Annotated in this window: 14 protein-coding genes and 1 other annotated feature; of the genes, 7 read left to right on the top strand and 7 right to left on the bottom strand. The window is 43.8% G+C overall.

Translation table 11 applies throughout. From position 1 onward, the window contains the following. Window positions 1–20 precede the first annotated feature (20 nt). From thrC to thrA, 3 genes are read right to left on the bottom strand one after another with little or no spacing between them, the layout of a single operon-like run. Window positions 21–1,301, bottom strand: coding sequence for a threonine synthase (thrC, locus tag VHA01S_RS15190; protein WP_023405237.1), 1,281 nt, complete (start codon window positions 1,299–1,301; stop codon window positions 21–23). Beyond that, a complete protein-coding gene (gene thrB, locus VHA01S_RS15185; RefSeq protein WP_023405236.1) occupies window positions 1,298–2,260 on the bottom strand; it encodes a homoserine kinase in 963 nt (320 codons plus the stop codon). Before thrB ends, thrC begins: the two co-directional genes overlap by 4 nt. A 2-nt stretch (window positions 2,261–2,262) precedes the next feature. Next, complete coding sequence (thrA, locus tag VHA01S_RS15180; RefSeq protein ID WP_023405235.1) at window positions 2,263–4,722, bottom strand: bifunctional aspartate kinase/homoserine dehydrogenase I; 2,460 nt, start codon at window positions 4,720–4,722, stop codon at window positions 2,263–2,265. 27 nt (window positions 4,723–4,749) lie between these two features. Next, window positions 4,750–4,865: a sequence feature (Thr leader region), on the bottom strand. A 281-nt stretch (window positions 4,866–5,146) separates the two neighbouring features. Between thrA and VHA01S_RS15175 the strand changes: the two genes are divergently transcribed. Together VHA01S_RS15175 and arcA are read left to right on the top strand one after the other, a co-directional pair. Continuing rightward, window positions 5,147–5,659: a hypothetical protein gene (locus VHA01S_RS15175; RefSeq protein WP_023405234.1), complete on the top strand. Its 513-nt coding sequence runs from the start codon at window positions 5,147–5,149 to the stop codon at window positions 5,657–5,659. A 404-nt stretch (window positions 5,660–6,063) separates the two neighbouring features. Then, window positions 6,064–6,780: a two-component system response regulator ArcA gene (gene arcA, locus VHA01S_RS15170; protein WP_023405233.1), complete on the top strand. Its 717-nt coding sequence runs from the start codon at window positions 6,064–6,066 to the stop codon at window positions 6,778–6,780. Window positions 6,781–6,854: 74 nt separating this feature from the next. Here the strand turns inward: arcA and VHA01S_RS15165 are convergent, their stop codons facing one another. The 3 genes from VHA01S_RS15165 to mnmL all read right to left on the bottom strand — a co-directional run bounded on the left by VHA01S_RS15165 (window position 6,855) and on the right by mnmL (window position 10,817). Beyond that, the gene (locus tag VHA01S_RS15165; RefSeq protein WP_023405232.1) at window positions 6,855–7,319 is read right to left on the bottom strand and encodes a hypothetical protein; all 465 of its coding nucleotides are present in this window, start codon (window positions 7,317–7,319) and stop codon (window positions 6,855–6,857) included. 50 nt (window positions 7,320–7,369) lie between these two features. Next, window positions 7,370–9,742 carry an aerobic respiration two-component sensor histidine kinase ArcB gene (gene arcB / locus VHA01S_RS15160; RefSeq protein WP_023405231.1) on the bottom strand — a complete coding sequence of 791 codons (2,373 nt, stop codon included), beginning with the start codon at window positions 9,740–9,742 and terminating at the stop codon, window positions 7,370–7,372. Window positions 9,743–9,860: 118 nt separating this feature from the next. Then, a complete protein-coding gene (gene mnmL / locus VHA01S_RS15155; RefSeq protein ID WP_023405230.1) occupies window positions 9,861–10,817 on the bottom strand; it encodes a tRNA modification radical SAM protein MnmL/YtqA in 957 nt (318 codons plus the stop codon). Window positions 10,818–11,343: 526 nt separating this feature from the next. Here mnmL and gltB point away from each other — a divergent pair. Both gltB and VHA01S_RS15145 read left to right on the top strand, forming a co-directional pair. Next, window positions 11,344–15,882: a glutamate synthase large subunit gene (gene gltB, locus VHA01S_RS15150; protein WP_023405229.1), complete on the top strand. Its 4,539-nt coding sequence runs from the start codon at window positions 11,344–11,346 to the stop codon at window positions 15,880–15,882. Window positions 15,883–15,884: 2 nt separating this feature from the next. Then, complete coding sequence (locus VHA01S_RS15145; protein ID WP_023405228.1) at window positions 15,885–17,354, top strand: glutamate synthase subunit beta; 1,470 nt, start codon at window positions 15,885–15,887, stop codon at window positions 17,352–17,354. A gap of 7 nt (window positions 17,355–17,361) precedes the next feature. Here the strand turns inward: VHA01S_RS15145 and VHA01S_RS18420 are convergent, their stop codons facing one another. Then, window positions 17,362–17,529: a hypothetical protein gene (locus VHA01S_RS18420; protein ID WP_023405227.1), complete on the bottom strand. Its 168-nt coding sequence runs from the start codon at window positions 17,527–17,529 to the stop codon at window positions 17,362–17,364. Window positions 17,530–17,599: 70 nt separating this feature from the next. On the opposite strand from VHA01S_RS18420, the gene VHA01S_RS15140 reads away from it, so the two are divergent. From VHA01S_RS15140 to VHA01S_RS15130, 3 genes are all read left to right on the top strand, one after another. After that, a complete protein-coding gene (locus VHA01S_RS15140) occupies window positions 17,600–18,025 on the top strand; it encodes a DUF1499 domain-containing protein (protein ID WP_039971124.1) in 426 nt (141 codons plus the stop codon). 76 nt (window positions 18,026–18,101) lie between these two features. After that, window positions 18,102–18,803 carry a 5'-methylthioadenosine/S-adenosylhomocysteine nucleosidase gene (mtnN, locus tag VHA01S_RS15135; protein ID WP_023405225.1) on the top strand — a complete coding sequence of 234 codons (702 nt, stop codon included), beginning with the start codon at window positions 18,102–18,104 and terminating at the stop codon, window positions 18,801–18,803. After that, window positions 18,803–19,420 carry a trimeric intracellular cation channel family protein gene (locus VHA01S_RS15130; RefSeq protein ID WP_023405224.1) on the top strand — a complete coding sequence of 206 codons (618 nt, stop codon included), beginning with the start codon at window positions 18,803–18,805 and terminating at the stop codon, window positions 19,418–19,420. The genes mtnN and VHA01S_RS15130 overlap by 1 nt, the downstream gene beginning before the upstream one ends. Window positions 19,421–19,531 lie beyond the last annotated feature (111 nt).

Here is a 19,531-nt window from a genome sequence, read left to right as displayed (position 1 = left end):
TATTGATAAAGGTAAATGTACTACTGCACTTTTCTTAGTACCGCTTTTAGTCGTTCAAAATCATTGTCTAAATCTTCTGACAATAGATCCATTACCGCATGCTTCGCCAGTGGTCCCGGCAATTCAATATCACTACCTAAAATGTCATCAACTACTTCTTTAAACTTAGCAGGGTGAGCTGTACACAAGAATAGCCCTGTTTCGCCATCATTAAGTTGCTCTTGTAAAGAACGGTACGCTATCGCGCCATGTGGCTCACATAGGTAGCCTAAGTCATTGAGTTCACGAACACTTGCAGCACTTTGCTCATCCGTCACAGTAGCACTGCCCAATGTATCTAAGCCCCAACCTTGACGTTGGCAAAGCTCTTCGATACGCGGCCAGTTATTGGGTTGACTAACGTCCATTGCGTTTGAAGTTGTTGCAACGGTAGGTTTTGGATCCCACTTGCCCGTTTTTAGGTAACGAGGAACAGTATCGTTGGCATTAGTGGCAGCAATGAAGCGCTTAATAGGTAAGCCTAGAGCCTTGGCTAGCAGACCTGCGGTTAAGTTACCAAAGTTACCACTTGGAACAGAGATCACTAGGTTCTCACGCTGTTCTTTGCTCAGTTGAGCAGCAGCTTCAAAGTAATAACAAATCTGCGCCATTAAACGGCTGATATTGATTGAGTTTGCTGAATTCAAACCAATTTCTTGACGAAGTGCTTCGTCATCAAAGGCTTTCTTAACTAAAGATTGGCAATCATCAAAGTCACCAGCAATGGCCACGGTATGAATGTTTTTGCCCAAAGTACAAAAGAGTTTTTCTTGTAGTGGGCTGATTTTGCCTTTTGGATACAAGATAACAACGTTGATATTCGGCATACCATAAAAAGCATGCGCTACCGCCGCGCCAGTATCACCTGAAGTCGCGGTCAATATCGTGATTTGGCCGCCTTCAGAAACGGTTGCCAGTGACTGCGCCATAAAGCGGCCACCAAAATCTTTAAATGCTAGTGTTGGACCGTGGAACAATTCCAAAGCGTAAGTGCCATCTTTTACTTGCTTAATAGGTGCAGGGAATTCAAACGCAGAGTTCACCATCTCAGAAACTTGCGCTTGTGAGAGTTCATCACCAATCAATGCTGACAATATTTTACTACTGCGAGTGATAAAATCCTCAGCAAGTAAAGCGTCAATGTTATCCAACTTCGGAATATCCGTTGGGAAGAATAGTCCTTGGTTACGACCTAAACCTTGTCGAACAGCCTGTCCAAATGAGACCTGTTCGTCGTTTTCTTTGATGTTATACAACTTCATAATTTACTTCCTGTTCCCTTCGAGCCCTGCTGATCTATTTTGCAGATGTGCACGAATCCTTCATCATTTTGTACGTAGTTGGTTTCAAGCCAAGCTTTCACTCTTTCGGCAACCTCTAAACTATCACAGATAGTAAACATTGTGGGGCCACTTCCAGAAATTCCAGAAGTGAGTGCGCCCACTGTTTCAGCGTATTCTCTCGCTTCAGGGAAGCCAGGAAGCAGACGCTGTCGATAAGGTTCAGCAATCACGTCTTTAATCATTTTAGCGGCTAGCTTTGATTGACCAGAATAACTGGCATGAATAAAGCCCGCTAAATGACGACCGTGCGCAATAATATCTTGTCTACGATATTGAGCAGGTAATATTTCACGAGCGGCTGCCGTTGAAACATTGATTCCCGGATACGCCATCACCCAATACCAATCATCAAAGCTAGGCACTTCTTGGCTAATAATACCCAGTTCTTCTACCATCAGTTGTACGCCGCCAAGATAGCAAGGGGCGACATTGTCAAAATGGATACCACCAGAAATTTCACCTTCCATCTCGCCCATCAAGGCCAGCAACTCGGTTTCATTAAGCGGGTTATTATGAAATTGGTTTAACGCATCTAATGCCGCCACAATAGAGCAAGCGCTAGAACCAAGCCCTGAACCAATAGGCATGTTTTTCTCTAGAGTCATCTCTAAGTGGCGCAGTGCGACACCTTTACGCGCCACTTCTGTGGCAAACACTTGCCAGCAGCGATACACAATATTTTGTTTCGCATCAGCAGGTAACTTACTGACAAAACGCCCTGCTGTTTTTAATGAAAACTCTGACTCTCCAGTGGCAACCATTACTCGATCTCCAAGTAATGTGCCATCTATTGGAGAGACTGCTGCGCCCAGTACATCAAAACCGACACTGACATTGCCGATAGATGCTGGAGCATAAACGCAAACACTCTCTTTCATGTTTAGATTCCTAACTTCCAACCCAATGTACGCATTACATCAGAGAATACACCTGCCGCCGTTACCTCTGTCCCAGCACCGTAACCACGCATAACCAGTGGAATTGGCTGATAGTAACGACTGTAAAATGCCAGAGCATTCTCACCATCTTTTACTTTAAATAGAGGATCGTTCTCATCTACCGCCGCGATAGCCACTCGACATTTACCGTCGGCAATCTCACCCACATAACGAAGCACTTTGCCTTCTTTAGCCGCTTCTTGGGACAAATTCGTAAAGTAAGCATCCGCCTCAGGCAAACGCGCTACAAACTCAGCAATAGAACCAGAATCATCAAAACCCGGTGGCAATGCTTGATCAACCACGACATCTTCAAGTTCAATCGACATACCGGTTTCACGAGCCAAAATAAGCAGCTTACGTGCCACGTCCATACCCGATAAATCGTCGCGAGGATCAGGCTCTGTAAAGCCGTTATCCATGGCTACTTTTGTCGCTTCACTCAACGTCATACCTTCATCTAATTTGCCAAAGATAAAGGACATTGAACCCGACAAAATGCCGTTAAACTTAACCAGTTCATCACCCGCGTTAATTAGGTTTTGCAGGTTCTCGATAACAGGTAAGCCTGCGCCTACCGTAGTTTCATACATAAGTTTACGTCTTGAAGCACGCGCAACTTGACGCAATTGATGGTAGTACGACATGCTCGCTGTGTTTGCTTTCTTGTTTGGCGTCACCACATGGAAGCCAGCTTGTAGGAAGTCAGCGTACTGACCGGCTACGTTTTCACTAGAGGTACAATCAACTAATACTGGGTTAATGATGTGATTGCGCTGCACCATAGCGCTCAATGATGAAATGCAGAATTTCTCACTAGCATCTCCCATACGATCACGCCATTGATCGAGCTCTAAGCCTTCGCCATCAAGTAACATGCCTTGGCTATTGGCTAAGGCACACACGCGCATCACAATGCCTTTGCTAGCAAGTTTTTGCTGCTGACGAGCGACCTGATCGACAAACTCACCACCAACACCACCAATACCAACCACAAATAAGTCGATGAAGTGTTTAGAATTAAATAGGTTTTCGTGACACGCTTTAATCGCTTTAGCAATTTTGTTTTCAGGGATTACAGCTGAAATAGCGCGCTCAGAAGAGCCTTGAGCAATAGCCACAATGTTGACATTTACTTGAGTTAACGAGGTAAAGAACTTAGAAGCCACACCACGAGAAGTGCGCATACCGTCGCCAACCAGAGTCAAAATCGCCACATCATTGATGAACTCGATTTGCTCCAACAAGTTATCTTTTAGTTCAAGTTCAAACGCTTCTTCCAATACCGCTTGAGCACGCAGGCGATCGACCGCTTCAATACAGAAGCTAATGCTGTATTCAGAAGAAGATTGAGTAATCAGTACAATCGAGATACCGGCAGAAGACATCGCGCCAAATACGCGACTTGCCATACCCACCATACCTTTCATGCCAGGGCCTGACACATTAACCATAGTCAGGTCGTTTAAGGTCGTGATGCCTTTGATATCTAAATTATCTTCACCGGTATCTAGGCCGATTAAAGTGCCCGGCCCTTGTGGGTTGAAGCTGTTTTTGATCAGACAAGGAATATTAAACTGCGCAATCGGGGCGATGGTTTTTGGATGCAGCACTGAAGCGCCAAAATAAGAAAGCTCCATCGCTTCTTGGTAACTTAACGATTTAAGGAGGCGTGCGTCTTCAACTAAGCGCGGATCACAGTTATACACGCCGTCTACATCAGTCCAAATTTCACAGCAATCGGCACGTAAACAAGCCGCCAATACCGCCGCAGAATAATCTGAGCCATTACGTCCAAGAGTAACCAGTTCGCCCTTAGCGTTACCTGCGGTAAAGCCCGGCATTAGATGCACTTCATCTTTTGGTAATGGTGATTGCACGAAGTTCTGCGTCGAGACTTCAACGTCTACCATAGCTTCTAGGTAATCACCTTTCGCATAAAGGTATTGCACAGGATCAATCAGACCCGCGGCTTGTCCTTTAGCTTCTAATACCGCTTTCATTAAGCGAATAGAAACTTTTTCACCTTTACTAATGATGCGCGCATTAACGTTGTTTGGGCACATGCCCAATAGCTTAATACCTTGCACAAACTCAACTAAGTTGCCTAGTGATTCTTCAACTTGAGCCGAGAAAGCGTCTAACTGAATATGAGGTAGCTCTTGTTTGATGTTGTTCGATAATTCTATAAAAGAGTTTCGTAAGTCATTGATCAGAGGTTCTACATCTTGCTTCTCTAGCGCAGAGTTGATAATTGCGACTAGTTTATTGGTGGTTTTTCCTGGAGCAGATAAGACAACCGCCAACTCCTCTTGATCCGCATTACTTGCAATAATATTCGCCGCACGCAAAAACCTACTTGCATCCGATAACGACGATCCTCCAAACTTTAATACTCGCATTCCATTCTCCCTGAGCTAAAAATTGCAATAAAAAAGGCCTGTATCTGGTGGGATACAGGCCTTTTTTGTAAAAGTTTTCTTTCAGCAGCCTGCCCCAACACTGGTGGTGTCGGTAATAATGATTCGGGTAATCAGGCTACGTGTGTTTTGCATTACTGTTCTATCTGTTTTCTAAATATGTCTAACTCTAGAATTACCTATTTTGCTTTAATCCGTCAATGATAAATTAACAAAAATGGACAAATTCCCATTTTCATCAACAAAAATGGGAGGAAAGTATAGACATCAAAGCTAAAAATTTGAAATAGGAACTGTCTTCATCACAATAACATAAGGTAAACAAATTATTTATAAGCGTTAGCATGGAAATTCCTCTTATCCACACCCATAATTGATATTCTTCAAGGATGAATAAGGGGACAAAATGCGATTATTTTTTCGTTATCAACTGCTTTTGCTCGTGCCCATTCTATTTACTCTTTTCACTACCACCGCCTATAGTGCTACAGACTTTGACAACGCCGTCCCGCAGGACTCAAACATCCACGCATTGAATAACCAATCCCCACATCGCTTATTTATGTCTGCTATTCCTGGATCGGGTGAGCAATTTGATGAGTGGCGTGTCGATACCGGCTATGCATACTCAGTTTTCGAAAATATCGATCTTTATGTTGCAACACGAATTTCTGGCTCAGTCGATCGTCAATCAAGTCGCGATTTTTTAAGTGGTGTGAACTACCATTTTAGTAACAAACTCTCTTTGAATAGTGCTATCTATGCCTCGCCAGACGCAGAAGCAGTAAGCATTAGCGACTATATGGGGGCAGAACTGTCTGGCAAATATATGTTAACTGAAAGCTTAAATTTGAAGGCAACTTTAGACTATGAAGAGTGGCAAAGTGCAATAGAAGTAAGACTTGGTTTTAGCTTTTAAACGGGATTTATGTACAAATTTCACACTAATGCAACTATTGCACCTTGTTCTTATTTAATGAATACTAGCGCCTAGCACAAAATATCGATATTGATCACAGAATCGAGAGTCGTTTTCACTTATTTGTTAAAATTAACGATTGATTTAAATCAATAAAGTAAAATAAATTAACAACATTTGATTGTTAGAAAGCTGTTAAGTCGGTATGATGCGCAATTAATTTGGCCAAGAATGAAAGGTACTATCGGATTTTAAGTACCTTGTGAAATTTCCAAGGAGGGGGATGTTAAGGTGCAATGAAATCATCGAGTGCATTACATACGCACACAAATGATTACCTTGATGTTATTTTTTGCCTAGAATTTATTAATAAAAATCAATTACACATAGTTTAGGTAGAGCCAATGCAAACCCCTAACATTCTTATCGTTGAAGACGAACAAGTAACTCGCAGTACACTAAAAAGCATATTTGAAGCAGAAGGATACAGCGTATTCGAAGCAACAGATGGCGATTCTATGCATCAAGTGATTTCTGAAAATTCAGTAAACCTAGTGATCATGGACATCAATTTACCAGGCAAAAACGGTTTACTTTTAGCTCGTGAATTGAGAGAGCAAGCCAATGTCGCTCTTATGTTCCTAACTGGCCGTGACAATGAAGTCGATAAAATTTTAGGACTTGAAATCGGTGCTGATGATTACATCACTAAACCTTTCAATCCTCGTGAACTGACTATTCGTGCTCGTAACCTTCTATCTCGTTCAATGAGCGTTAGTAAAGAAGGCGAAGAGAGCAAAAACGTTGAGAAATACACATTCAACGGTTGGGTTCTAGATATTAACAGCCGTTCTTTGGTTAACCCAAATAACGAAAGTTACAAACTTCCTCGCTCAGAATTCCGTGCATTACTGCACTTCTGTGAGCACCCAGGAAAAATCCAAACTCGCGCAGAATTATTGAAAAAAATGACAGGACGTGAGCTTAAACCTCATGACCGTACTGTAGATGTTACGATTCGTCGCATTCGTAAGCACTTTGAATCAGTTGCGGGCACTCCTGAAATCATCGCTACTATTCACGGTGAAGGCTACCGTTTTTGTGGTGATTTAGACGCATAATCAATCCTGAATTGATTATAAAAACCCAGTTTTTAAACTGGGTTTTTTTAGGTCTGTTGCTTAGGCTAAGCGAACTAATAAATGGCATCCACGTCTACAGCTTGATCAATTAACCATACTTTTTGCGTTTCACCTTTTAGCTCAACCGCAACATCAGCGGCAGTAGCGCTATCGTTATAACCTTCATCTTGTTTGAAAGAAATCTTCCACTGTTTCTCGTTGATAGCTTCAACATCAAATGCATCTTCATCAATAAGGAATGTTTCACCTGCATAGCGAACCCAGATAGCCGTTACCGCCAGATCTGCTGGGATAGTTTTATCTGAGGTTAAGACTAAATTACCATGCAACGGAGCCGATGAAGCCGTCTCGCCAATAGTGGGCATTTTATTGCCCCACATATTCGCTTCCAGTGTCACTTTTGTCTGCTCGACTGTTGATGTTGCTGACGCGGTATCCCACGGAGCATGACATATTGAAGCGCAACCAAATAAGAGCGTAGAGCTCAATAATAGTGCACTTAAAACTTTAACTTTCATCGCTAATTCCTATTCGCAAATTACTATAAATGTAATCATTGCTGATCTTATTATTTATCAAACTCTTGCTCAATCCAATCTTTCACAACCTCAATATCACCAAGGTAACTCTCTTTTATCTCGTCGATCCAGTCATTAATATTTTCCCACCATGCAGGTAGCTCTGGAGATTGAGCTTGCTGAGCGACCATTTGAATACGCTTTAGGCCCACAGAGCCTGCAGCACCTTTAATTTTATGCGCCTCAGACACAATGGCATCTTTGTCTTTAGCCGCTAAATTAGAATCTAAAATAGCCACATAATCTGGCATCATATCTTCAAATAATTGCACACTCTCCAGTACCGGTTTTTTCCCTACGATTTCGATATATGAACGTAGCATTTCTTTATCGATTAGCACATCCAACGGTGTTTTTTCGATTGTAGGCTCTTCTAGTACCGCTTTAGTAGCATGGGTTTTCTCTTCGATAATTTGCTCATCGAGATAACACAGTTTATTTAAAATCTTGCGCAATGCTTTAGCCGACAACGGTTTGCTTATTGCGTCTTGCATACCCGCTTCTCTATAGGCGGTTTTGTCTTTTACTAAGTTAGCCGTCAGCGCCACTATTGGCGGTAAGTTGGTATAGCGACTTTGCAGTTCTGTAGCGATCTCAAAGCCTGTCATATCGGGCAATTGTATATCTAATAACACCAAGTCGTAGTCGGTAGGCTCAAACTTACTCAATGCTTCTGTACCTGTCATTGCCACATCGACTTTGTGGCCAAAACTGGTCAATAAAGAGCGTGCTACTGTAACGTTGAGTTCAATATCTTCAACCATGAAAATAGAAAGTGGACGTTGCACAGGTTCTGTCGTTTCTTCTAATTTATCTATAATAGGTGCGCCAGAAGGTGCGGTAAATTCAACATAGAAGGTACTGCCATGCCCCACTTCACTGGTGGCGTAGATATCGCCGCCCATCTTTCTCATAAGTGATTGAGATACCGCTAAGCCAATCCCTGAGCCTACAGCGTGCAGATTGCCCCCTTCAGATTTCACCTGATAATACATGGCAAATATTTTCTCAAGTTCTGACTCAGGAATACCAATACCGCTGTCTTCAATCTCAAAGCGAATGGCAACTTCGTTATTTTGCAAAGGTTCTGCACTTACATTAACAAATACCCCACCCTCTGAGGTGAACTTGATTGCGTTGCTGATTAAGTTCCATAACACTTGTCGTAGACGAGTCGCATCCACAATGATGTTGTCAGGCATGTCGGTAAGACGTTCGAGTTCAAAACGTAGGTTCTTTTGCTCTGCCATTAAGCGAGACAGACTGTCCAATTCAGTAATGAAGCTATTAAAACTGAGTTCAGAAGGAACTAACTCTAACTTATTGCGATCAAACTTATCTATATCAATAATATCGTTAAAGATATGCCCTAGCGTAATCGCGCTAATGTTGATGGTTTGCATATACTGACGCTGCTCTTTATCTAAGCTAGTACCTAGCAGCATTCGGCTTAAACCTACTATGCCATTTAATGGCGTTCGCAACTCATGACTAATGGTCGAGATAAAGGTGGTTTTATCGCGACTGGCTTTTTCTAGGGATTTTTCGTTCAATTTACGCTCGGTAATATCACGCCCAAACCCAACTAAACCTAAATGACGCCCTTCTTTATTAAAGAAAGGGACTTTTCGTAATTCATAATACGCTTTACGACCACCAGGGTACTCAAGCCACTGTTCGTAGATAAGCTCTTCGAGGTTTTCAAATACGATTTGATCTGTTTCGACGATCTGTTGCGCGATTTCTTTCTTATAAACCTGCCATGGAGTTAATCCAACCAGCTCTTTTTCCGTTTTACCGGTGAGTTTCTCAACCGCATGGTTACAACCAGAAAAAACACCATCGGCGGTGCGGTAATAAAATAAATCAGGACAAGCATCGATAAATGAACGTAATAAAGCGGTTCTCTCAGCAAGCGCTATCTGAGTCGCCTCTCTTTGAAACACTTCATGCTCAAGATCGAGCATAGCCTGTTCACGGGACTCTTCCGCAGACAGGCGCTCTTTCATCTCAAGGTTTAATTGTTTTAAGTTATGGGTGAGCTTTTCATTGAGATCGAGGTCGCGTTCTCGCATATCACTGAGCTCAGAGACCAACTTAGAGAGTTTACGACGAGATTCCTCTAATTGATCGACCACTATAGAGATAAAATAGACCGCACAGGGGGTCATAATCAGGCCAAAGGCGAGCGAACGCAGCGCATGTTTATATTCGAAAGTTTCTCCTAAAATCCAACTGATACCCACTTGAACTAAAATAGCTAAAGTAATCAGGCCAAGAGCAAGCAGGAAAGAGAATCGGAAGATCCCTAATCGAACGAGAAGATCGACATAATATCGAGAGTAAGTTTTCAATGGTTTCATCAAGCAGTCCATTTGCTGTAACTGCCATTAGTTTATCTTGCCTGACTGTAAAAGTAAGTAAGGCAAGAAGGTATTTTAGAAGTAAAGTCGAGACATCAACTATTTAATAGGGGGATCTTCAGTTATTCACTGAGGTTAGCTTTAACACTGGTTGAGTAAATACAAACGGATTATTTAAAAGAGAGCCTTGCGCCCCTTCTCTATCTAATGCGCGGCCGATCTCGGTCATCGCCAACCAACGGTTTTCACACCATAGCGGGGAAAGTAATGTTGGTCTGCGCGCCGCAGAAGAAACTCGGTGATACACCACCTCTGGAGGGGTCATTCTAATTAGCTCAGAAGCAATGCTGACATACTCTTCCAGTTCTAGAGATTCCAATTTGCCGGCTTTCCATGCTTTAGCCATAGTACTGCCTTCGACAATATGTAAGCTGTGTAATTTAATGCCATCGGTACCCACATCTAATACTTTATGTAATGTTTCGATATTATCTTGCTTGGTTTCTTTTGGTAGGCCCACAATTAAGTGCGTACACACTTTAATGCCGTTGGCGCGCGCCTTTTTGGTGATTTCGGCATAGCATTCAAAATCATGTCCACGGTTAATACGCTTTAAAGTGTCATTGTTGGCTGTCTGTAAACCTAGCTCTAACCAGATTTCATAACCTTGCTCTTTATACTCCACCAGCAAGTCCATCACCGCATCAGGAACGCAGTCTGGACGAGTGCCCACACACAGCCCCACTATATCAGCCGACTCAAGTGCTTCTTCATACATTTTTCTTAGTGTTTGCACTTCAGCGAAGGTGTTGGTGTAGGCCTGAAAATAAGCAAAATATTTTTTTGCTCGAGCTATCTCTTTAGAGCGGTCGCTTAACTGAACTTCTATTGCCTGAGTTTGAGTGGTTTCGTCAACAAATGAAGAGACGTTACAGAAAGTACAACCACCGCGCCCTATAGTTCCATCACGGTTAGGGCAACTGAATCCACCATGCAGAGTCAGTTTATGAACTTTTTCGCCATAACGACGCTGTAAATCTTGTCCGAGAGTATTGACGAGTTCGTGTAACTGCATGAAATTTCACCTATGATGACTTTGTACCCTGACACCCTGTCATGAAACTAAATTACATCCCTTCATTAATAAGCCGCGTATTCTAACATCTCCGCAAGTTTTTATCGAACGAGGTATTTGAGGCTATATGGTCACGCAAAGGTTTGCGTGTAAATATAAACGCACAAATGTTAACTGGATGCTATAGACACTTGTTCATAAAAAATCCACTTTTGATGAAACTTTCGTTGGAATTCAGCTAGACAAAATTGTAGGATAGTTACAACTATTGCCTAATATCGCCTCATTTAAGATGCCGTTTTTAGATGAATAGTCGGTCATATTCCGCTCCTGCCTTTATAAGATTCTATTAATCAGAAGCTAACTACTGGAAATGACCAAGGAATGTTTTTTTCGCGAACTTTTCAGCGAGAGACGGAATGGAAGCAGGCTAATTTCACACCCATTAGCCCTTTTAGAGACAATTATAAGGAACAATGACGCGGGATCACTCCCCCTTGTCACATTAGATTGGAAGGATTTACCTATGTTGGATAAAGAGCAATCAGCTCAGGGTTTATATACTCCCGAACTGGAGCATGACGCTTGTGGTATCGGTTTTGTAGCACACCTCAAAAACCGCAAGTCACATCGAGTTGTCACACAAGCATTAGATATGCTAGCCAGAATGGAACACCGTGGTGGTCAAGGCTGTGATCCATGTTCAGGTGATGGCGCAGGTATACTGCTGCAAAAACCGCATGAGTTTCTATTAGAAGAAACCGTTAAGTTAGGCGTTCGCCTACCGTCCTTTGAACAGTACGGCGTGGGCGTGGTGCTTTTCCCTCGTGATGAGCATAAACGCGCACAATGTCGTGACATTTTAGAACGCAACGCACAACGTCTTGATTTGGAAGTACTGGGTTACCGTGTTTTACCTACGGATAACTCTATGCTGGGTGCCGACCCACTAAGTACTGAACCACAGTTTGAACATGTATTCATTACTGGTGGCCCAAGCACAACGCCTGAAGAGCTAGAAAGAAAGCTGTATGTTCTACGTAACTACACCGTTCGCGTATGCCTAGAAAGCGTGTCTAACATTGGTGATGACTTCTACATTAACTCTTTGTCTTATAAGACACTGGTATATAAAGGTCAGCTAACCACAGAGCAAGTACCTCAGTACTTCCTTGATCTACAAAATCCAACCATGGTAACAGCGCTTGCCTTGGTTCACTCACGTTTCTCAACCAACACCTTCCCAAGATGGCGTTTGGCTCAGCCTTTCCGTTACATTGCGCACAATGGTGAAATTAACACTGTTCGCGGTAACTTGAATTGGATGAAAGCACGTGAAGCTATCCTTGAGTCTGACCTTTTCAGCCAAGCTGAAATTGATATGCTACTGCCTATCTGTCAAGAAGGCAGCTCAGATTCATCTAACTTCGATATGGCACTAGAGCTTCTTGTTCTATCTGGCCGTACTCTGCCACATGCTCTTATGATGCTGATTCCTGAAGCATGGCAAGAGAACAAAAACATGGATCCTAAGCGTCGTGCTTTCTACCAGTACCACGCCAATATTATGGAACCATGGGATGGCCCTGCATCAGTATGTTTTACTGATGGTGTACAAGTAGGTGCAACGCTAGACCGTAACGGCCTACGTCCTTCTCGCTACACAGTAACCAAAGATAACTTCCTAGTGATGGCATCTGAGTCTGGCGTAGTTGAAATTGAACCAGAAAACGTTGAGTTCCGTGGTCGTCTGCAACCGGGTCGTATCTTTGTTGCCGATCTAGAACAAGGTCGCATCATTTCAGATGAAGAAGTAAAAGATTCAATTGCCAATGCTCAGCCATATGAAACATGGGTTGAAGAGAATCTACTGAGCCTGAAAAAACTGCCAGATGCAGAAAACGAATTCAACCAACCTTCTCCTGAGCGCTTGCTACACAAACAACAATCGTTTGGCGTAAGCTCTGAAGAAGTAAACGAAATTATTGTGCCAATGGCAAAAGACGGCAAAGAGCCACTTTCTGCTATGGGCGCTGACTGGCCACTAGCGATTTTGTCGCACCAGTCGCAACACCTTTCTAACTACTTTAAGCAGTTGTTTGCTCAGGTAACTAACCCACCAATCGATCCGATTCGTGAGCGTATGGTTATGTCTCTGAACACTTACCTAGGTAAAGATCAGAACTTACTGACTGAGACCCCTGAACACTGTCAAAAAGTAGAACTAGAGTCTCCGGTTCTGTCTAACTCTGAACTTGAGAAGCTACGTGCTATTGATAATGAGCACTTACAGTCAAAAACGCTAGATATCGTATTCCAAGCCAGTGAAGATAAAGGCAAGCTAGAACGCGCCCTAAAACGTATTTGCCAGTACGCAGAAGATGCTGTCATCGACGGGTACTCTATTATCTTGCTGACTGACCGTGCGGTTAACTCAAACCATGCCGCTATTCCAGCTATGCTGGCGGTAGGCGCAGTTCACCACCACCTAATTCGCAAAGGCCTACGTGCTAAATGTGACATCGTGGTAGAAACCGGCGATGCTCGCGAAACACACCACTTTGCAACGCTAATTGGTTACGGTGCGAACGCAGTTAACCCATACCTAGTCATCGAAACACTTGCTGATCTGCAGCGTACTAAGAAACTAGACCCTGAAGCGCACATTAAAGACTTGTTCGAGAACTACCGTAAAGGCGTTAACGGCGGCTTATTGAAGATCTTCTCTAAGATGGGTATCTCTACCTTGCAGTCTTACCACGGTGCGCAAATCTTTGAAGCACTTGGTGTGAGCAAATCGGTAGTCGACAAATACTTCACTGGTACTGTGTCTCGTATTCAAGGTTTGACTATCGATGACATCGCTAAAGAAGTGATCGTGCGTCACCGCATTGGTTACCCAACCCGTGAAATCCCAGTGCAATTGCTTGATGTTGGCGGTGTTTATCAGTGGAAACAACGTGGTGAAAAACACTTGTTTAACCCTGAAACTATTTCATTGCTACAGCAATCAACTCGTAACAAAGACTTTGACCAGTTTAAGCAATACACCCAAGCAGTTGATAGCCAAGGTGATAATGCAGCCACACTGCGTAGCCAATTGGACTTTGTTAAGAACCCAGCAGGTTCTATTCCGCTAGAAGAAGTCGAGCCAATTGAAGCTATCCTTAAACGCTTTGCTACAGGTGCAATGTCGTTTGGTTCTATCTCTTACGAAGCTCACTCAACCCTTGCTGTTGCGATGAACCGTATTGGCGCTAAATCAAACTCTGGTGAAGGCGGCGAAGACCCATCTCGTTTCGAACGTAAAGAAAACGGTGATTGGGAACGTTCAGCAATCAAACAGGTGGCTTCTGGACGCTTCGGTGTAACCTCATACTACCTAACCAACTCTGAAGAAATTCAGATCAAGATGGCGCAAGGTGCGAAACCAGGTGAAGGTGGTCAGCTACCGGGCGATAAAGTTGATGACTGGATTGGTGCAACTCGTCACTCCACTCCAGGAGTTGGTCTAATTTCACCACCACCACACCACGATATTTACTCAATCGAAGATTTAGCTCAGCTTATCTACGACTTGAAAAATGCTAACCGTAACGGTCGCGTAAACGTGAAACTGGTATCGGAAGCAGGCGTAGGTACTATCGCTTCAGGTGTTGCAAAAGCTAAAGCCGATGTGGTTCTGATTGCAGGTTTTGATGGTGGTACAGGTGCTTCACCTATGTCTTCAATTCGTCACACAGGTTTACCGTGGGAATTGGGTCTAGCTGAAACACACCAAACACTACTGAAAAACGGCCTACGTAACCGTATCGTTGTTCAGTCTGATGGTCAGATGAAAACACCTCGTGACCTTGCTGTTGCGACTCTATTAGGCGCAGAAGAATGGGGCGTGGCAACGGCTGCACTGGTTGTTGAAGGTTGTATCATGATGCGTAAGTGTCATAAGAACACCTGTCCTGTTGGTATCGCTACGCAAAACAAAACGCTACGTGAGCGCTTTGATGGTCGCGTAGATGATGTGGTGACTTTCTTCCAATACATGGCTGAAGGTCTACGTGAAATCATGGCTGAACTAGGTTTCCGTACAATTCAAGAGATGGTAGGTCAATCACAGAAACTGAAAGTTCGTGACGGTATCGGCCACTGGAAATACCAAAACCTCGACCTATCGCCAGTTCTACACATTGAACCTGCGCGTGCTGAAGATGGCGTATACAACCAGACTGAACAAAACCACAATCTTGAAGATGTCTTGGATCGCAAACTGATTCAAACTGCGATTCCAGCACTAGAAAAAGGTACGGCAGTAAGCGCTGAATTCCCAATCATCAACACTGACCGAAGCGTGGGCACAATGTTGTCTAACGAAATTTCGAAAGTGTACAAAGACCAAGGATTGCCACAACCAATGAACGTTAAGTTCAATGGTAGCGCAGGCCAATCATTTGGTGCTTTCCTTGCCAAGGGCGTTAAGTTTGAGGTTGAGGGCGACGCGAACGATTACTGGGGTAAAGGTTTATCTGGCGGTACGCTAGTGCTTTATCCGGATGCGAAGTCGAATATCGTTCCTGAAGACAATATCGTTGTAGGTAACGTATGTTTCTACGGCGCAACTTCGGGTGAGTCATTCATCCGCGGTCTAGCGGGCGAGCGTTTCTGTGTACGTAACTCTGGCGCGAAAGTCGTGGTGGAAGGTGTCGGTGATCACGGTTGTGAATACATGACTGGCGGTATCGCGATTATCCTTGGCTCTACCGGTCGTAACTTTGCCGCAGGCATGAGTGGCGGTATCGCTTATGTTTGGGATAAAGACGGCAACTTTGAAACTAAGCTCAATAGCGAGTTGGTCGATATCGACCCTATCGATGCAGAAGACAAAGCACTACTGCAAGACATGCTAACTAAACACGTACAATTCACAGGAAGTGAAGTCGCTCAGTCTTTCTTAGACAACTTTGAAGTGAACTTGCAGTCATTGGCGAAAGTAATGCCTCGTGACTACAAAGCAGTTCTGCAAAAGAACAAAGCAGCGCAGCAACAAACCGAAGCGGAGGCAGTTTAATCATGGGTAAGCCTACTGGATTTCTGGAGCACGGTCGTGAGCTTCCACAAAAACGCGACCCGTCTGTTCGTATCGAAGACAACAAAGAATTTGTGCTAAACGAAGAGTTTGGTGACAAAATCAATACTCAGGCATCACGTTGTATGGACTGTGGCGTACCTTTCTGCCACAGCGGTTGCCCTATCGGTAACATCATTCCTGAATTCAATGATGCGGTATATCGCGACAGCTGGGAAGAAGCGTGGAACATCCTAAGTTCTACGAACAACTTCCCTGAATTTACAGGTCGTGTGTGCCCTTCTCCTTGTGAGACAGCCTGTGTACTAGGTATCAACCAAGATCCTATTACCATCTGTAACATTGAGAAGACTATTGTTGAGCGTGCCTACAAAGAAGGTTATGCCAAACCTAAGAAACCACGTTCTCGTTCAGGTAAAAGTGTTGCCATTATCGGTAGTGGCCCTGCCGGTTTATCCGCAGCAGAACAGTTAAACAGTGCTGGTCACTGCGTAACAGTATTTGAACGTGACGAGAAAGTGGGTGGTCTACTGCGCTTTGGTATCCCGGACTTTAAGCTAGGTATGGACATCATTGATCGTAAGATCAACCTAATGGCTGAAGCCGGCGTTAAGTTTGAAGTGAATGCGCACATTGGTGTCGACATCAACGCACAACAACTGCGTCAAGACTTCGATGTTGTCTTGCTAACCGGTGGCTCTACGGTTCCTCGCGATCTGCCAATTCCTGGTCGTGAATTAAAAGGCGTGCACTTCGCCATGGAATTCCTAGGTCAAAACAACCGCCGTGCTAATGAGATGGATCTTAAAGGTGAAGAAATTCACGCGGCAGGTAAACATGTTGTGGTTATCGGTGGTGGTGATACAGGTTCTGACTGTGTGGGTACCTCTAACCGTCATAAAGCCGCCAGCATTACTCAGGTAGAGATCATGCCGATCCCACCAGAGAAACGCCCAGCGAATATGCCTTGGCCTCAGTATCCAATGATCATGAAAACAACCACTTCTCACGAAGAAGGTTGTGAGCGTCACTGGAACATTCTGACCAAAGAGTTTATCGCGAATGATAAAGGTGAAGTAACAGGTCTGCGCATTGCTGACATCGTTTGGCAAGATGCTGCTCCTGGCGAACGTCCTAGTTTTGAAGAAGTTGCCGGCAGTGAACGTGTGATCCCTTGTGATCTTGCTTTCTTGGCTATGGGCTTTTTACACCCAGAACCTACTGGCGTGCTAGCTCAACTGGACATCAAACTTGATGAACGTGGTAATGTGGCAGCCGAAGGCTTTGCGACTAACCAAAAAGGTATATTTGCAGCAGGTGATATGCGTACTGGCCAATCTTTGGTGGTTCGTTGTATCAATGAAGGTCGTGAGTGTGCAATCGCTATCGACAAATACCTAATGCAAAGCTCTAACTTAGAAGCAAAAGCTAACTCGCTAATGCTTTCAGAATAATTAAATCTTAAGATTCCAATCTTTGGCCAGCCTTAACACCGCTGGCCTTTTTTATACCACCACCTAAATCCCCTTCCTTTCTTCTTTTTAATAAAGAGTTTGCATAAGCCTCTTGACCTTTGTCTGTTTTAAACTTAACTTGTAAAAATAACGTTAAGTTATTGTATTTAAACACAACATATAAACTTCATGCACTAAGGACACAGTGCTGAGCAATTCCACACTAACAACGGATTGATAGACTCATGTTTAAACCACTCGCATTACTCATGGCAACAACCCTTGCCGTAGGATGTAGCAACGGAGAGAGCACAATGTCAGATAGAAGTATTCAGCCCTGCGCTGACAAGCCCAATTGTGTCTCAACTCAAGACGGCAGAGAGAAATACGCTTTAGCTCCATTTGTGCTAAAACCTGATACCACTTTAGAGGCCATAGAAAGCGTGGCACTTGGCTTAGGCCGAGCAAAAACCGCGGATAGACAAGAAAATTACCTACGCATTGAATACACCAGTAAGGTATTTCGTTTTGTCGACGATCTAGAGCTTCGTATCATTGATGACAAGCTCATCGTGCGCTCAGAATCACGTACAGGTCACTCAGACTTTGGGGTGAACCGTAAACGTGCTGATGCGCTACGTGCGGCGTTATTAGAAGCTGGTCTAATCTAGCTTTCACTTCTATAAAACTCCTATGCTACAATCTCGCCCTATCTAATATAGCTACATTGATCAGAGCGAGATTTTTATGAAAGTCGGCATTATCGGTGCGATGGAACAAGAAGTTGCCATCCTAAAACAATCTATCAAGGGATTAACCGAACAGAAGAAAGGCGGTTGTACCTTCTTCGCAGGTGACATTGATGGTGTTGAAGTGGTTCTACTTCAATCTGGCATTGGTAAAGTTGCCGCTTCTATTGGTACGACATTGCTGATCAGTGATTACCAACCTGACGTGATTATCAACACTGGCTCTGCAGGCGGTTTTGACTCCAGCCTTAACCTTGGTGATGTTATCGTGTCGACTGAAGTTCGTCACCATGATGCTGATGTAACTGCTTTTGGTTATGAAATTGGGCAAATGGCTGGTCAGCCAGCAGCTTTTAAAGCTGATGAAAAGCTGATCAATCTTGCACAATCTGCACTAGACAAAATGGCTGATACACACGCAGTACACGGTCTTATTTGTACAGGTGACACCTTTGTTTGCACCGCACAAGCGCAACAACGCATTCGCACAGACTTCCCTTCTGTTATCGCAGTAGAAATGGAAGCCTCGGCTATCGCTCAAACTTGTCATCAATTTGCGGTTCCTTTTGTGGTCGTACGTGCTATCTCTGATGTGGCCGATAAAGAATCACCAATGAGCTTTGAAGAGTTCTTGCCTCTTGCAGCGAAGAGCTCATCTGAGATGGTGCTGAACATGCTAGCGTTGGTGAAAACTGCGTAATGAGCCTGCTGTACTTTATCGACCTCTTTGGTACCGCCATCTTTGCTATTTCTGGAGTATTGCTGGCCGGTCGATTAAGAATGGATCCGTTTGGCGTGATTGTACTGGCTGCAGTCACTGCCATTGGTGGGGGAACTATTCGAGATATGATGCTAGGTGCCACTCCTGTATTTTGGATTGGCAATACCACCTATGTTTGGGTGATCATCATAACCAGTTTGATCACCATGCTGATCGTCAGAAGGCCAAAACGCATTGCTTGGTACTTGCTACCTGTTTGTGATGCGATTGGATTAGCGGCTTTTGTCGGCATTGGTGTTGAAAAGGCATTGAGCTATCAAGACTCTTACATGATTGCTGTCATGATGGGGGTACTCACAGGCTGTGGCGGTGGGATCTTGCGCGATATTTTAGCGCGAGAAATCCCGATGATCTTGCGCAGTGAAGTGTACGCAACCGCATGTATTGCCGGAGGCTGCACACATACAGGGCTCATGGAATTGGGCGTAAATAGCACACAAGCTATGTTAGGAGGTATTACCGTTACCTTGCTCATACGCTTAGCCGCCATTCGCTGGCATTTGTCGTTACCTACATTTGCCTTAAACAAACAGTAGTCACGGGTTTAACGCCGTATATTCGCGGCAAAAACACTCCATACCCAAGTTTGAAAAAGTCATCAACTTTAGTAGGTCAAATAATTGCTTTATTTTCCTGCTAAGTTTATG

The sequence above is a fragment of the Vibrio halioticoli NBRC 102217 genome (assembly GCF_000496695.1).
Lineage (GTDB): Bacteria > Pseudomonadota > Gammaproteobacteria > Enterobacterales > Vibrionaceae > Vibrio > Vibrio halioticoli.
This window is presented reverse-complemented; position numbering and strand designations above follow the sequence as displayed.